The organism is Kitasatospora sp. NPDC043949, assembly GCF_056435365.1.
Genome location: NZ_JBWKEQ010000005.1, coordinates 8,580 through 22,663 on the forward strand (window position 1 = coordinate 8,580; position 14,084 = coordinate 22,663).

A 14,084-nucleotide genomic window follows, 5' to 3' on the forward strand; every position below is an offset into this window, starting at 1 on the left:
GGGTGTCAAGCCCCAGGAGGGGCACAAACCACGGCAGGTCTGGAAAGCCCCTGTTGCCGAAAAAAGCAAACTGTGCGTGTCCCCCCCCCCCCCCGGGGGGGGGGGCCCCCCCCCGCGTTCGCCGTTCAGCCTCCGGCCACGGCGGCCAGCAGGGCGCGCAGGGCCTCGTCGTCACGGATGCCGGCGCCCGCGAAGCAGCCCCCGACGATCCGGCGGTCGCGCCCGGCGAGGTCCGCGAGGCGGCGGCGCTGACCGTCGTCCAGGGCGGTGGTGCCCAGGGCCGCCAGGGCCTCGCCCGCGCCCCGGAGGTCCGACCCGGTCTCGGCCGCACACAGGGCGGCCTCGGCCAGGCGGCCGCGGTCGAGGGCGGCGCCGTCGGTCACCGCGAGGAGGGCCAGCACGGCGGCCGGGGCCTTCACCCGGTCGGCGAGCAGCCCGTCGAGCCTGGCGGTGAGCGGGCGGGCGACCGGCCCGAGGAGGGCGGCGACGCGGGCCGCGCGGACGGCCGTCCGGTCGAACCACGCCCCGTCATCGGCGCGCCGCAGGACGCCGTCCAGGATCGGGACGACCTCGGCCGCGTCCCCGGTGATCCGCCACAGCGCGTCGGCCACCGCCAGGTCGGCCTCCAGCACCGGGGAAGTGTCGGGCACCGGAGAGGTGTCGGGCACCGGGGAAGTGTCGGGCACGCCTCCGGCGCTGAGCGCGGCGCGCAGGGCGGGGGCCAGCGAGAGGGCCTCGGCGCCCAGGCCTGCGGCGGCCCGGGCGGCCTCGGCGACCGCGTACGGGCCGGCCGCGAGCCGGTCGGCGAGTGCCCCGAGCAGCGTCTCGGGATCACCGGTGAGGTCGTACAGCGCCCGGGCCGCCGCGACGGAACCGGGCACCTCCCGCAGCGCGGCGGCAGCGCGGTCACGCTCCGCCGCCGGGCCGTCCACCGCGACGGCCGCGACGACGTCCGCCGCCTCCGGGCGGTGCGGCAGCGCCGCGCACAGCTCGGGCAGAGCCGGGGCAGCCGCGCGACCCCACTGGCGCACCAGGCGGAACAGCTGGTGGTGCTCGTTCCCGCCGAGCTGCTCGGCCGTCAGCCGGACGCGGACGGCAGCGAGCAGCTCGGGGTCGAAGGGGAACGGCGCGTCGGCAGGGGCCCGTTGGCCGGCGGCGGCCTCCAGCGCGCGCGGGCGCCGGCCCAGCGCACGGGCGAGCAGCGGGGCCGCCGTCCGGGGTGCGATCAGGACGAGCGCGGCCAGGGCCTGGTCGGCGGGCCCGTCCTCGGCCTGCGCGGCCCGGGCGGCCAGCGCCGGGGCGGCCTCGGCGGCGGCCGGGCCGAGGTTGCCGAGCAGGTGCACCACGTCGGGGACGGCGACGAGCCGGGCGAGCGCCGGGAGCAGCCGCCGGGGCGCGCTGCGGGACAGCTGGCAGGCGTGGTCGGCCGCCCAGACGGCCTCGGCCCGCACCTCCGGGCGCTCGTCGCGCAGGGCCCGGTCGAGCAGGGCGTAGGCGGCGTCGCGGTCGGCGGGCGTCTCGCGCAGCAGCAGTTCCTCGGTGATCGCGCGCAACGGCTCCCGGCGGTCCAGGTCGTACCGGTCGGCGGCGACCGGGTCGGCGGGCAGCAGGGCGAGGACGGCGGCGTGGTGGGCGCCGGTCCACGGCTCGCCCGCGTCCAACCCGGCGAGGACGGCGGCCAGGCGCAGCGGCGCCGGCGTGTCCTCGCCCAGCAGCGGCCCGGCCTCGGCGGCGGCTGCGGACCGGTCCAACCGGCCGAGGGCGGTGAGCAGTTCACCGCGGACGACGGGGTCGGTCTCGCTCGCCCAGCGGCGGCGCAGCGCGGGCAGGGCGGGCTCGACGGCCCTGGTCTGGCCGACGGCCCAGGCTGTGGCCTGCCGGACGGCGGCGCTCCCGTCCGCCAGCAGCGGCAGCAGCAGCGGGAGCTGGCCGACGACGGCGGCCCGGACGGGAGCGGGCGGGCCCTCCCCGCCGCCCTCCCGCTCCCCGTCCCGCGCTCCGCCCCACTCGCCCTCGCTCTCGGCCAACCCGCCGAGCAGGCCCAGGACTTCGACCGTCCCGCAGCCGGCCGCCGCGATCCGGGCCAGATAGGGGACGGCGTCCGCGCTGGCGGTGTACACCGAGCCCTGGTGGAGGATGCACGAGTAGAGCTCGGCGAGCGCCTCGTCGGCCTGCTCGCCGCCGGCGACGAGCGCGCGCAGCAGGCCGGGCAGGTCTTCGGCGGGTCCGTAGGCGTGCGAGACGGACGCCCAGGGGTGGGCGTCGAGTCCGTCGAGGGCGCGGGCAATGTCCATGGGCGGATCATCGCAGCCGCCACCGACAGCGCTCGGGCGTCCCGCAGTGCTCAGGCCTCCCGGCGGGTCAGGCGTCCCGGCGGGAGGGTCAGGCGTCCCGGCGGGTCAGGCTGAGGGCGGCCAGGGTGAGGGCGACGGCGAGGTAGCCGGCGAGGGTGGCCAGGCAGCCGGCCGCGCCGAGCCGGTCGGTGCCGCCCACGGAGGCGACGGTGCTGCCCAGGCCCTCGAAGACGCTCTGCAGGCCGAACCGGGTGGCGCCGTCACCGAGCGGCGCCAGCAGCATCGGCGAGAGGAAGAACAGGCCGAACAGCACGGCGACGGCGCCCGCGGTGTGGCGCACCAGGAAGCCGAGCGCCAGGCCGAGCAGGGCGAAGACGGACAGGAACACGCCGCAGCCGACGACCGCGCGCGCCACGCCCGGGTCGCCGAGCGACACCGCCAGGTGCTTCCCGGCCAGGGCCCGTCGGCCGAGCAGGAAGGTCAGGAACGCCAGCAACTGCCCGAGCAGCGCCGACGCCCCGCCGACCACCAGCGCCTTGGCCGCGAGCACCTGGCCCCGCCGGGGCACGGCGGCCAGGGTGCTGCGGATCTGGCCGGTGGTGTACTCGCTGGAGGCGGCCAGGGTGCCCAGCGTGCCGATCGCCAGGACGGCGACGTAGAAGCCGCCGGAGAAGCCGTAGCGGACGGGGTCGAAGCGCTCGCGCTGGACGGCCGTCCAGACGTCCCAGTTGTCGGCGGCGCTGCCGTAGTCGATCAGGCCGATGAACAGGGCAGCGGCGAGCGCGACGACGGCGGTGAGCGGGGTCGCGCGGACGCTGCGCAGCTTGACCCACTCTCCGGCCAGCGCGCCTCGGGTGGTGGGGGCGGTCATGTGGTCCTCTTTCCGGACGTAGTGGTGGTGGCCGTCATGCGGTCCGCCTTCCGGACGTACCGGTGGTGGCGCGGTAGTCGACGGCCTCCCCGGTGGCGTCCAGGAACGCCTGCTCCAACGAGGCCTGCCGGACGGTGAGTTCGTGGACGCCGAGGCCGTGCACGGCGGCCAGCTCGCCGATCGCCGCCGGTTCCAGGCCGCCGACGGCCAGTGCCCCGCCGGACTCCTCGGTGACCGGGGCGGCTCCGGCGGCGCGCAGCAGTCGGGCCAGTTCGGCCGGCCGGGCGCAGCGGACCAGGACGTCGGTGCGCGCGTTCTCGGCGAGGAAGTCGGCGGTGGGGCGGTCCGCGAGGAGCCGGCCGCGCCCGATGATCACCAGGTGGTCGGCGGTGGCGGCCGTCTCGCTCATCAGGTGCGAGGAGAGCAGGACGGTCCGGCCCTCGGCGGCCAGGCCGCGCAGCAGGGTGCGGATCCAGTGCACGCCCTCCGGGTCGAGCCCGTTGACCGGTTCGTCGAGCAGCAGGACGGGCGGGTCGCCGAGCAGGGCGGCGGCGATGCCGAGACGCTGCTTCATTCCGAGGGAGAACCGCCCGGCCTTGCGGCGGGCCGCCTGTTCCAGGCCGGTGCGGGCCAACACCTCGCGGACCCGGGCCGGCCCGATGCCGTTGGTGACGGCGATGCCGAGCAGGTGGTGGTAGGCGGAGCGGGCAGGGTGGACGGCGCCGGCGTCGAGCAACGCCCCGACTTCCCGCAGCGGGTGGCGCAGGGCCGCGTACGGCCGGCCGTTGACGGTCGCTCGCCCGCTGGTCGGGGCGTCCAGGCCGAGGATCATCCGCAGCGTGGTGGACTTGCCCGAGCCGTTCGGCCCGAGGAAGCCGGTGACCTGTCCCGGCCGGACCGTGAAGGTCAGCCCGTCCACGGCGACGGCGCCGCCGTAGCGCTTGGTGAGGTCGCGTACCTCGATCATCGTGGTGCCTTTCCGGGTCTCCTGGTCGGCCGAGGGGGCCGATGCGGGCTCCACGCTCCCGCCCGGGCCCGGGGCGGGGCGTCCCGCCGTGGGCGGAAATCACGACGTTCGGCGGGGGCCGGCCTCTGCCCGTGGTCGTAGGCCCACAGGGCGATGCCGGGCGCGGGGGCCGCCGCTAACCTGGGGAAATGCCCTGTGCTCCGCATCCGCCGGTGACCAGGAGGCTGCGCCCGGGCCACTGGGTCGCGGTCGACCTGACGGTCTCGCTGGCCCTGACCGTGCTCACCTGGTTCCGGGTGCTGGACGCCTACCGGGTGTTCGACCCGCACCACCGCGGCTACCCGAAGCCGACGTCGGCGGAGCTGGTGACGGTGCTGGTGTGTGTGGTGGCGGTGGGCGCGACCGCCGGGCTGCGCCGGCTCGCGCCGACGGCTGCGGCCGGGGTGGTGTTCGCCGCCTGGGCAGTGGTGGTCGCGGTGGCCGGGCAGCTGACGATCGCCAACCTGGCCGGGTTCCTGGTGGTGGTCGCGGCGGCGATGGTCGTCTACCTGGTCGCGGCCGCCGGGCCGATGCGGCTGGGTCTCACCGTCCTGGCGTTCGGCCTGGTCGGGGCCGGGCTGAGCCGGTTCGGGTCGCGGGAGCTGTGGAACAACCTCGTGCTGTCCGCGCTGGGGGTCGTCACCGCGTGGGCGCTCGGCTGCGCGGTGGCCCGCTACCGGGCGTACGGCGCCGAGTTGCGCCGACACCAGGTCGACCTGGCCACGGCGGAGCTGGCCGAGGAGCGGATCCGGCTGGCCCGGGAGCTGCACGACGTGATCGCGCACAGCATGAGCGTGGTCAACGTCCAGGCCGGGTACGGTCGTTTCGTGATCGGGCGGGATCCGGCGCAGGCCGAGCAGGCGCTGGCCGCGATCCAGGCGGTGAGCCGGGACGCGATGGTCGAGATGCGCGGCCTGCTGACCGTCCTGCGCGGCGCCGACGGGGCCGGGCTCGCGCCCGCGCCCCGGCTGGCCGATCTGGACCGGCTGGTGGCGAGCAGCGCCGAGGCCGGGGTGCGGGTGGAGCTGCGGGTCGGCGGCGTGGTCCGGGAGCTGTCCGACGGGGTCGAGCTGTCCGCGTTCCGGATCGTCCAGGAGGCGCTGACCAACGTGGTGAAGCACGCGCACACGGCCGAGGCGCGGGTCGCCGTGGAGTTCGAGGAGGAGGCGCTGGTGCTGGAGGTGAGCGACGCCGGGCGCGGCGGGCCGGTCGGGGTCGGCGGGCACGGACTGGCGGGGATGGCCGAGCGGGTCGGGCTGTACGAGGGCCGGTTGGAGGTCGGGCCGCTGCCGGGCGGCGGGTTCCGGGTGCGTGCCGTGCTGCCGCTGGCCGACCCGGGCGGGCGGGAGACCTCATGACGGGAGACGTCGTGACCGGGGCGCCCGTCGGCCCGCCGATCCGGGTCGTGGTGGCCGACGACCAGACCCTGGTGCGGGCGGGTCTGGCCGGGATCGTGGCCGCCGCCGAGCCGGCGAGCGCCGCGCCCGGCGGCGGCGAGCGGGATCGAGTCCTGCGCGCCGTCACCGGGCGGGAGTTGGAGGTGCTGACGCTGATCGGTCGCGGGTTGACCAACGCCGAGATCGCCGAGCAGCTGTCCGTCAGCACCGGGACGGTCAAGACGCACGTCGGCCACCTGCTGGCCAAGCTCGCCGCCCGGGACCGCGTGCACCTGGTGATCACCGCCTACCGCGCAGCCCTCGTCGAATCCTGACGGCCGCCCGCCCCAGGAGCCCTGGGGCGGACCGTGGACGGGACCGCGCCTCAGACCGCGCCTCAGACCGGCCTCAGACCGGCCGGAGGGTCAGCGCGAACTGGGGCAGCGCGAGGAGCAGCACGGCGGTACCGGCCTCGATCCAGCGGTACTTCGCCCGGATGATCGCGCTGGTCCCGGCCAGCGAGGACAACAGCGCCCCCACCGGATCACGGCCCCCGAGCTCGAAGACACGGCGCAGCCGGTCCACCCCGGCACCCGGCGCGATGTGCCCGAAGTAGGCCGGGCTGGCCGGGGCCTGCCGCTCGCCCTTCCGGTACCGGGGAACGAGGGCGGCCACGAAGCAGGCGACGGCCAGCAGCGCGCTCGCCACCGCGCTCCACCACAGGAACGGCACCGCCCAGTCCCGGGGCCCGGATCCGCCGCCGCTCCCGCCCCCGCCCAGCGGGATGAACACCCCGAGGACCGCACCGGTGAACGCCAGGAACACGGCGGCCTTGGCGTCGGCCCGGGTGAGCTCCATGCTGTTGGCGGCCACCAGGCGCTCGATCGCCGCCACCGCCGACGGGCTCGGGGCGGCGTCCGAGGCGGCGGTAGAGGCGGCGGTCGGTGCGGTCGGCGCCCGGCCGCCGGGTATGCCGGCGGCGGTCACACCGGGCTCCCGTTCGCCACGCCGCCCGCCCAGCCGTTGGCCTGCGAGCGGATCTTGACGAACTCCGGCCCGGCGCCCTGCGGCCCGGGGCCCGGCACCCGCCGTCCGAGCGCGATGAGGCGGTCGCGCAGCATCCGGGACAGCTCCTGCCTCTCCTGCTCGCTCAACTTGCCGAGCATGAGAGCCAGTTGGTCCTGCCAGGTGGTCTCACCCCGGAGCAGTTCGGCATGGCCGACCGCCCAGTCCAGGACCTCCCGGACCTGGTCCGGGTGTCTGGCCAGCCAGAGTGCCGCGAGCGACACCGGGCCCTCCTGAACGGCCCGGCGGCAGAACGCGTACTCGTCCTCGCTCTTGTCCATCCAGTTGTAGGGCACGTCGGCCCCGTCCGGTTCCCCGAGCCGCAGTTCGGCGTCGTGCTCCCGGGCGGACACGTCCGTGACGCGGTAGCCGAGGCCGCAGTGCGGCAGGAGGTGGGGCGTCGCGAGGTAGTGCATCAGCTCGGCCTCGGTCAGCCCGTGCCCGGCGGTGGCGAACTGCTCCTTGAGCTGGCGCAGACGCTGTTCCAGATCCTTGCGGACCGGCAGCCAGCCCCGCACGGTCCGCGCCCGCACGACGTTCACGGCGTCGTGCACCCACCACAGGACGTGGACGTCCACCGACTTCGTGCCGTACGGGGTCGACAGGCCGACCGCCCGGGTCCCGGACCGCTCGTCCAGCTCGACCAGGTACGCCTCGTCGAATCCGCGCAGGCCCGCCCGGACGGCCACCGGGCCCTCCAGGTCCGGGTCCTCGTCGGCGCGGGCGCGGCGGCGGTGGCCCACCTGGTGGTAGAGCCCGTCCCGGTCCAGCAGGACGAGCGCGCGGTCGCGCCGCCCGGACCAGCGGTGGCGCAGGATCTCCCGCCACGGCGCCTGGGTCGCGCGGGCGTAGACGGGCGGATCACTGTCGGCGGTCATCGGGCTCCTCCATCGGCAGGGGCGGGCCGGTACGGCTGCGGTTCGCCCCGGCGCCAGGCGTCCAGGGCGTGCTGGGCGATGTGCCGTCCGGCCAGGTCGGGGTTGTCGTCGCCGTCGATCTCGACGAACAGGCGCATTTCACCGAGGCTCATCTCCTGGGCGAGCGCGGTCAGCAGCGTTTCCACGGCGGCGCGCAGCGGTTCGTTCCAGACCGCCGAAGCGCACCAGGAGAGCAGTGCGCTGCGCGTCTCGCCGAAGAGGTCGTCGTCGTTGAGCGAGAGCCGGATGAAGGTGATCACGGTGTCGGTGAACTCGCCGACGGTGATCAACTGGGCCTGGAACCAGGCGCGGTCCCACAGCAGTCGGGGGAAGGTCCGGAGCGCGAGTTCGGCCCCGCGCCCCGGGCGGTCCGTCCAGTCCATCAATTCGCGCAGGACGACCGGCTGGTTACCTGAGGCGAAGAGCTCCCACAACGCCGCGTCGACGGCTGTGGCGACCGCCCTCTCGTCTCCCTCCCGCCCCCGGTAGCACCCCCGCAGCAGCGACAGCGCGAGCTCCGGGCGGGACGTCCCGAATTCCTCGCCGCAGGCGTAGGCGACCGTGGACCGCGCCTGCCAGCCGACCTCGTGGCTCCAGTTCCTCAGGCGGTACTTGACCTCTCCGGCCAGCACCGGGTCCAGCGCCGCGATGCCCAGCGCGAACGCGGCGGTGCGGCGGCTGCGTTGACGGTCGGACCGGGCCAGCTTGACGATGTCGCGCAGGGCGCGCCGGCCGCCGCCCCAGCCGGCGGCCAGTCCCATCACCCGGCCCAGGGGCGCGGCCAGTTCGGGGTCCGTACCCGGGACGGCGTCCATCCACTCGGTCAGCAGCCCGGACAGCTCGCCGTACTGCCGCCAGACGTGCCGCAGCACCGTCTCGGCCTGGCGGTGCCGGGTGAAGCGCACCGGTTCCACCGTGTAGGTGTAGCGGGAGGTCGCCCGGATCTCGCCGGGCGCGCACTCGGCGCGGACGGTCGCCAGGAGTTCGTCCAGTGACCGCCGGAAGACGAACCGCGGGTTCGGGCGGGGGGCCTCCCGGCTCACCCCACCGGTCTGGCCGTCGTCGCCGCCCGTCGGCAGGACGGCGTCGAGACGGCCGTCGGCCAGCTTGAGCAGGCGGTCGGCCTCGTCCCGGACGATCCGGTGGTCGAGTCCTTCGAAGACGCTGGTCGCCAGCAGAAAGGCGAGTCCGTCCGGGTCGTCGCGCAACTTCTTCAGCAGGTCGGGGACTTCCTTCTCGGCGAGGAAGCTGAGCCGCCTGCGGAGATCGGCGAGGTCGGGGCCCTCGTCGCCGGCCCTGGCCACCTCGGCGACCAGTTCGGCGACCTGGGCGGGGACCAGTTCCGACGCCAGGAGGTCGTCCAGCCCCGGCCGCAGCCGCTCCAGCAGGTGTCGGCGCCGGTCGGGGTCGGGGACGGCAGCCTCCAGACGGGCCTCGAAGACCGCGCCGGGCGGCGGGGGCACGCAGCGCACCGGGGTGAGGTCCAGGTCGCGGGCGAGGCTGCGGAGCAGGTCCGGGTCGTGCGGCAGCATGACCACCATGCGCGCGTTCGCGTCCGCCAGCAGGCGGCGGAGGTTGGCGACCACCGCCGGGCCGAGCTGGAGGGTGGGCAGCAGGCCGTGCACCAGGTACCCGCGGGCCTCGGCGTCGCGGGGGCGCCAGGTGGACAGGTCCTCGTCGCTGTCGAGCGCGCGCAGCTTCGTGCTGTGCCCGCTGTGCTGGAACAGCAGGTTGAGGGCCGCGGTGCGGCGCCCGGTACCGGGCTCGCCCGCCAGGAACAGCAGGCCGGTGTCCAACTGCCGCAGTGCCGACGGGAACCACTCGGGCCGGGCGAAGCCGGCCCGCGCGTCCAGGATCTCCAGTGCGGAGATCGGACCTTCGTGCGCCTCCACGTGCGGGCCCCCCGGGGCGGACGTCGCGCCGGCGTTCTCGACGCGCTGGTCCCCGTGCACCGCGCCGGTGTTGATGTTGCCGTTCGGGGCGTAGATGACATAGCGCCGGTCGGGGAAGTCCCGGTCGAGGTCGGCCAAGTCGTCGGCGTCGTCCGGGTCCGGATATCCGGACGCGGTCTCGTCCCGGTCGGGCGTCGGGTCGCCGGGGCGGTCGCCGGACGGGCCGCCGCCGGACGCGCCGTCGGCGGAGGCCCGGTCCTCGGCGCTCACCGGCGGCGCTCCTTCTTGTCACCGTGGAAGGTGTCGCCCTGGTTGCCGTGGACCGTACCGGCTTTGTGGCCCGCCACGTAGTCGCCCCCGAAGGAGTCGCCACGCACGAAGTCGCGCCCGGCGTAGTCGCCGCGCACCTTGGTGACCTGCTGGTCGCCTTCCACGTTGCTGACGTGCTGGCCGCCGTGCACCGTGCCGCCGCCGTTGACGTTTCCGCGGTCGGCCCGGTAGCTCACCGGCCCGCTCCCCACGCGACCACCGTCCGCCTGCCCGGCCGCCGGCTCCGCCGCCGCGGCCTGCGCCCGCTCGCGCTCCCCGACCACGGTGTCGCCCAGGATGCGGCGGTCGTAGAGGTTGCCCGAGGGCGCGGGTACGTACAGCCAGGCCCGCTGGTCGAACCGCTTGCCCTCGACGGTGGCCGGCACCTCGATGAAGTGGTCGGGGTGGCGGCCGGTGAATCCGCCCGCCACCGCGTCGTCGTAGCAGCGGTCGGACAGGATGGCGGCGACCTGGGTGATGCTCTCGTTGGAGGCGGCCAGCATGGCCTTCACCGGGCGGGAGTCGAGCAGGCGGTGGGTGTCGTTGCGGGGCGTGCCGTTGCCGTCGAACTCGCCGCCGGAGTCGGGCAGCGGCCCGATGTGGAGGCTGACCCGCAGCCGGATCCGCACCGTCCCGACCGAGTTCACGTTGAACTCGGTGAGCACCTCCTGGAGGGTGTGCAGCCACGGGTGGATCAGGAACGGCATCCATGCCGGGTCGAAGCCGAAGACGTAGCCGTCGCCGGTGGAGGCGGGGAACCGGCGACCGTGCCAGACCTCGGCGAGCCCGGCGCGCTCGAAGGACCACTGGAGGACCTGCGGGACGGCCTGGCTGATCATGCCGTGCTCGATGGCCGGGTAGCCGGTGAAGTCCTTGGCGTCGACGGCCACGATGCCCCGGTACGGCGGCAGCTGGCGGCTCCGGCTGTAGGGCAGGGCGCTGGCCTCGGGCATCGGCTGGTCGGACTGCGACATCTGTGCTCCTTGTGGTTCCGGTGCGGACCGTGTGCCCCAAGCTTCGCGAGCGCGCGCCGTGCGGTGTGCTCGCTCAGTGCGGAAACCTGGTGACGCCCGTCACACGAACTGACGTGGCATCAGTCGTGCGGCGGACCTTCCGAACGGACCGGCGCCGCGTCAGTCACGCGCCCCGTGGGCCACCCGCCGGAGCGCGGACAGGTCGCCGATGACGATGGACTTCCGTCCGGCGTGGACCTGGTGGGAGCCGAGTTCGGCCAGGCCCGCGGTGACGGTGTTCCGGGACACCCCGAGGTGCTGGGCCAGTTCGTCGCGGGTCAGGGCGAGTTCCGTGCGCCGCCCCGGCAGCCCCGCCGGGTCCGCGGAGACATCGGCCAGGGTGGCCAGGGCGCCCGCCAGCCGGGCCACGATGTCGCCGCCGCTGCGGGCGAGGTCCGACTCCCGCAGCCTGCCGATGGCGTAGCGGACCATCACCGGGAACAGGTCCCGGTCCGTGACGAACCGCAGGAACGCGGCCTTGGCGAGGACCGCGACCGTACAGTCCGAGATCGCCTGGACGCTCGCCGAACGGACCCCGTCGTCCAGCACGGCCACCTCGCCGAGCAGTTCACCGGGGCCGCGGAACGCCAGCAGTCTGACGTCTCCGGTGCGCTCCCGCCGGGTCACCTTCGCCACCCCGCTCAGCAGGGCGAGCACGTGCGTTCCGGGCTCCGCCTGGCGCAGCAGGGTGGCGCCGATCGGATGCCGGCGCTCGAAGGCCTCCGCCAGCATGCTGTTCCAGCTCGCTTCGCCCATGAGTCGGCGCAGGGCCTGACCCAGGGGGTCCGCCGTTCGGCCGTGATCGTTCATGCGCTGACCTTAGGAGGCGCCACGGCGGGTGCGCAGACGGATGCGGTCTCCCGCCGGAATTTCCCTTGGGCGCCCCGGTGGTGGCGGTCCCCGGGAGGGGGGTGGTCCGGTCGGGGCCGGCGCAGGAGGCGCCGCTGTAGCACGAACTCGTCTTTCGGGGTGCGGCATTGGCGAAGAAACCCTTCGCATGAGCGAATCCGGGGCGGGTTGGCGGTGCGGGCGGGGCGGGGCGAGAAGCCTGGTGGCGGGACGGCGGCCGGCCGGGGCTGAGACTGGTGTGCGAGATGTCCGGAATGTCCGGCACGGCAGGACAAGTCGGCTGTACAGCTGGATTCTTGAACTTCCGTCAGGATTGTCCTGAACTTGGCTATGCTGCATCACCATGCCTCCGGCGCCGGCCGTCGCCCGTCCCCGTACTGTTCCGATCGTTTGAGGATGCCGAGAATGCTTCGAGCTGGATCATCACCCGCCAGACGGCCGTCCGCGCCCCTGCTCGGGTGGCTGCTGCCCACCGCCGTGATGGCGGCGGCCGTGGCGGCCGCCGCGGCGGTGGTGTCCGCCGGGGTCCGTGCGGAGGTGCTCTGGTGCGGGGCGACGGGCACGGTGCTGGTGGCCGTGGTGGCCGCCGAGTCGGCCCGCCGGGGGCGTGCGCTGGCCGCGTTGCGGGAGCAGCACGCCCGGCAGGTGGGCGAGTTGCAGCGGCGGCTGGCCGGCCAGGAGGCCGAGGCCGTGCGGCTCGCGAAGGAGGAGCTGCCGAGGCTGGTGGCCCGGGCCCGGTACGGCGCGTCGATGGACAGCCTGGCCCGGTCGTACCAGGTGCGCGATCCGCTGGCCGCGCCGAAGTTCCGGGGCGCGCTGGAGTCGGTGGTGCGCGGGATCATCGTCGCCGTCGACGACGAGGTGAACCGGCGCGACTCCGCCGAGCGGGCCTTCGTCAACATCGCCCGCCGGGTGCAGGCGATCATCCACCGGCAGGCCAAGGACCTGCGCGAGATGGAGGACCGGCACGGCAACGATCCGGCGGTCTTCGACGACCTGCTGCGCCTGGACCACGGCAACGCGCTGACCGGCCGCCTCGCCGACAGCATCGCCGTCCTGTCCGGCGCCCGCCCCGGCCGTCAGTGGACCAGGCCGGTGGCGCTCTACAGCGTGCTGCGCGGCGGCATGTCGCGCATCCTGGAGTACCAGCGGGTGGACCTGCACCCGGTGGCCCAGGTGTCGGTGATCGGACCGGCCGTCGAGCCGCTGATCCACGCCGTCTCCGAACTGCTCGACAACGCCACCCGCTACTCGCCGCCGCACACCCACGTGCACCTGAGCGCCGCCGAGGTGCAGAGCGGCATAGCGATCGAGATCGAGGACGGCGGCCTCGGCCTGACCGACGAGGCCCGGATCCGCGCCGAGCGCAGCCTGCGCGAGGCCCAGGTCTCCAAGGACCTGGACGACCTCACCGAGTCGCCCCGGCTGGGCTTCGCGGTGGTCGGCCGACTGTGCCAGGCGTACGGCTTCCAGATCTCGCTGCGCCGCTCCGCCTACGGCGGCGTCCGGGTCGTGCTGGTGGTGCCGCAGGAGTTGGTCACCACCGCGCCCCCGACCGGGCGGGCGCACGGGATCGGCGCGTTCTCCGGCCCCCGGCCGCTCCCGGCGAACCCGCCCAAGTCGGCGGCCCCGTGGGGGGCGCGGGCGGCGGCGACCGGCGTGACGGGGCCGTCCGTCGGACCGTCCATCGGGCCGTCCTTCGGGGCGCCTGGCCCGTGGGCGCCGAGCGGGCCGGGCCCGGGGGACGACGAGGTGGTGGTGACCGAGCGCACCGCGAACGGCCTGCCGCAACGGCGGCGGCGCCCGCCCACCCCCCGGGCGGGCTACCCCGGATCGGCCCGGACCGCCGGACAGTACGGCAACCCGGCCTCGGGGCCCGCCGCGGGCCCCGCCCCGGGGACGGGAGGGCGTCACGCCAAGGAGCCGGTACAGCCCGGCCTCTGGCTGGAGGCGTTCACCGAGGGGATCAACGGCCATGGGCCGGCCGCGAGTTCGGCCGGTCAGACCAATGAAGAGACGGCAGGGAAAGGCGAGCAGTGATTCCGCACCGCAGCAACATGGACTGGATCCTCAAGGACCTCGCAGACAGCGTGCCGTACATCCGCCACATCGTCGTGCTCTCCGGCGACGGCCTCCGGATCGCCCAGCACGGCACCGATCCGGACACCGCCGACCGGCTCGCCGCCGCCTGTGCCGGGCTGCAGAGCCTGGCCGCGGCGGTGGGGCAGGAGTTCCCGCACGGCGACGGCTCGATGCGGCTGGTGGTGATCGAGGTGGACGGCGGCTTCTTCTACCTGATGGCGGCCGCCTCCCGCGCGTACCTCGCGGTACTCGCCGACGAGGGGGTCGACGCCGGGCTGGTGGGCCAGCAGATGCGCGACCTGGTCGCCCGGATCGGCGAGCACCTGGCCACTCCCCCGCGCAACCCCGAGGTGGTCGCGTGAACCGGCCGGAGCGTCGGACGCAGCGGCGGCCGGTGCGCCGTCCCGGTC

Annotated in this window: 12 protein-coding genes; 4 read left to right on the plus strand and 8 right to left on the minus strand. The window is 75.2% G+C overall.

Annotated elements, in window-relative coordinates:
- Positions 1-125 precede the first annotated feature (125 nt).
- The 3 genes from AC07AL_RS06430 to AC07AL_RS06440 all read right to left on the minus strand — a co-directional run bounded on the left by AC07AL_RS06430 (position 126) and on the right by AC07AL_RS06440 (position 4,132).
- Entirely contained in the window at positions 126-2,294 is a 2,169-nt protein-coding gene (locus AC07AL_RS06430; protein WP_478317040.1) for a HEAT repeat domain-containing protein, read from the minus strand.
- A gap of 88 nt (positions 2,295-2,382) precedes the next feature.
- The gene (locus tag AC07AL_RS06435) at positions 2,383-3,165 is read right to left on the minus strand and encodes a hypothetical protein (protein WP_363632482.1); all 783 of its coding nucleotides are present in this window, start codon (positions 3,163-3,165) and stop codon (positions 2,383-2,385) included.
- Between the two features lie 34 nt (positions 3,166-3,199).
- On the minus strand, positions 3,200-4,132 hold the full coding sequence (locus tag AC07AL_RS06440; RefSeq protein WP_478317042.1) for an ABC transporter ATP-binding protein: 933 nt from the start codon (positions 4,130-4,132) through the stop codon (positions 3,200-3,202).
- Between the two features lie 212 nt (positions 4,133-4,344).
- Between AC07AL_RS06440 and AC07AL_RS06445 the strand changes: the two genes are divergently transcribed.
- Positions 4,345-5,529: a sensor histidine kinase gene (locus AC07AL_RS06445; RefSeq protein WP_363587164.1), complete on the plus strand. Its 1,185-nt coding sequence runs from the start codon at positions 4,345-4,347 to the stop codon at positions 5,527-5,529.
- Entirely contained in the window at positions 5,526-5,882 is a 357-nt protein-coding gene (locus AC07AL_RS06450; RefSeq protein ID WP_363587163.1) for a response regulator transcription factor, read from the plus strand. Before AC07AL_RS06445 ends, AC07AL_RS06450 begins: the two co-directional genes overlap by 4 nt.
- Before the next feature lie 73 nt (positions 5,883-5,955).
- Here AC07AL_RS06450 and AC07AL_RS06455 read toward each other — a convergent pair whose 3' ends face one another.
- From AC07AL_RS06455 to AC07AL_RS06475, 5 genes are all read right to left on the minus strand, one after another.
- A complete protein-coding gene (locus AC07AL_RS06455; protein WP_363587162.1) occupies positions 5,956-6,534 on the minus strand; it encodes a Pycsar system effector family protein in 579 nt (192 codons plus the stop codon).
- Positions 6,531-7,490, minus strand: a complete 960-nt coding sequence (locus AC07AL_RS06460) for a hypothetical protein (RefSeq protein ID WP_400808010.1) — start codon at positions 7,488-7,490, stop codon at positions 6,531-6,533. Before AC07AL_RS06460 ends, AC07AL_RS06455 begins: the two co-directional genes overlap by 4 nt.
- Entirely contained in the window at positions 7,487-9,691 is a 2,205-nt protein-coding gene (locus tag AC07AL_RS06465) for a hypothetical protein (RefSeq protein WP_478317044.1), read from the minus strand. The genes AC07AL_RS06460 and AC07AL_RS06465 overlap by 4 nt, the downstream gene beginning before the upstream one ends.
- Positions 9,688-10,704 carry a hypothetical protein gene (locus AC07AL_RS06470; protein ID WP_478317045.1) on the minus strand — a complete coding sequence of 339 codons (1,017 nt, stop codon included), beginning with the start codon at positions 10,702-10,704 and terminating at the stop codon, positions 9,688-9,690. Before AC07AL_RS06470 ends, AC07AL_RS06465 begins: the two co-directional genes overlap by 4 nt.
- A 159-nt stretch (positions 10,705-10,863) precedes the next feature.
- Entirely contained in the window at positions 10,864-11,553 is a 690-nt protein-coding gene (locus AC07AL_RS06475) for a Crp/Fnr family transcriptional regulator (protein ID WP_478317047.1), read from the minus strand.
- A gap of 444 nt (positions 11,554-11,997) precedes the next feature.
- On the opposite strand from AC07AL_RS06475, the gene AC07AL_RS06480 reads away from it, so the two are divergent.
- Both AC07AL_RS06480 and AC07AL_RS06485 read left to right on the plus strand, forming a co-directional pair.
- Positions 11,998-13,632 (plus strand): ATP-binding protein, encoded by a 1,635-nt coding sequence (locus tag AC07AL_RS06480; RefSeq protein WP_363587157.1) that lies wholly within the window; start codon positions 11,998-12,000, stop codon positions 13,630-13,632.
- Positions 13,633-13,649: 17 nt separating this feature from the next.
- Positions 13,650-14,036: a roadblock/LC7 domain-containing protein gene (locus AC07AL_RS06485; RefSeq protein WP_208869028.1), complete on the plus strand. Its 387-nt coding sequence runs from the start codon at positions 13,650-13,652 to the stop codon at positions 14,034-14,036.
- The last annotated feature ends 48 nt before the right edge of the window (positions 14,037-14,084 follow it).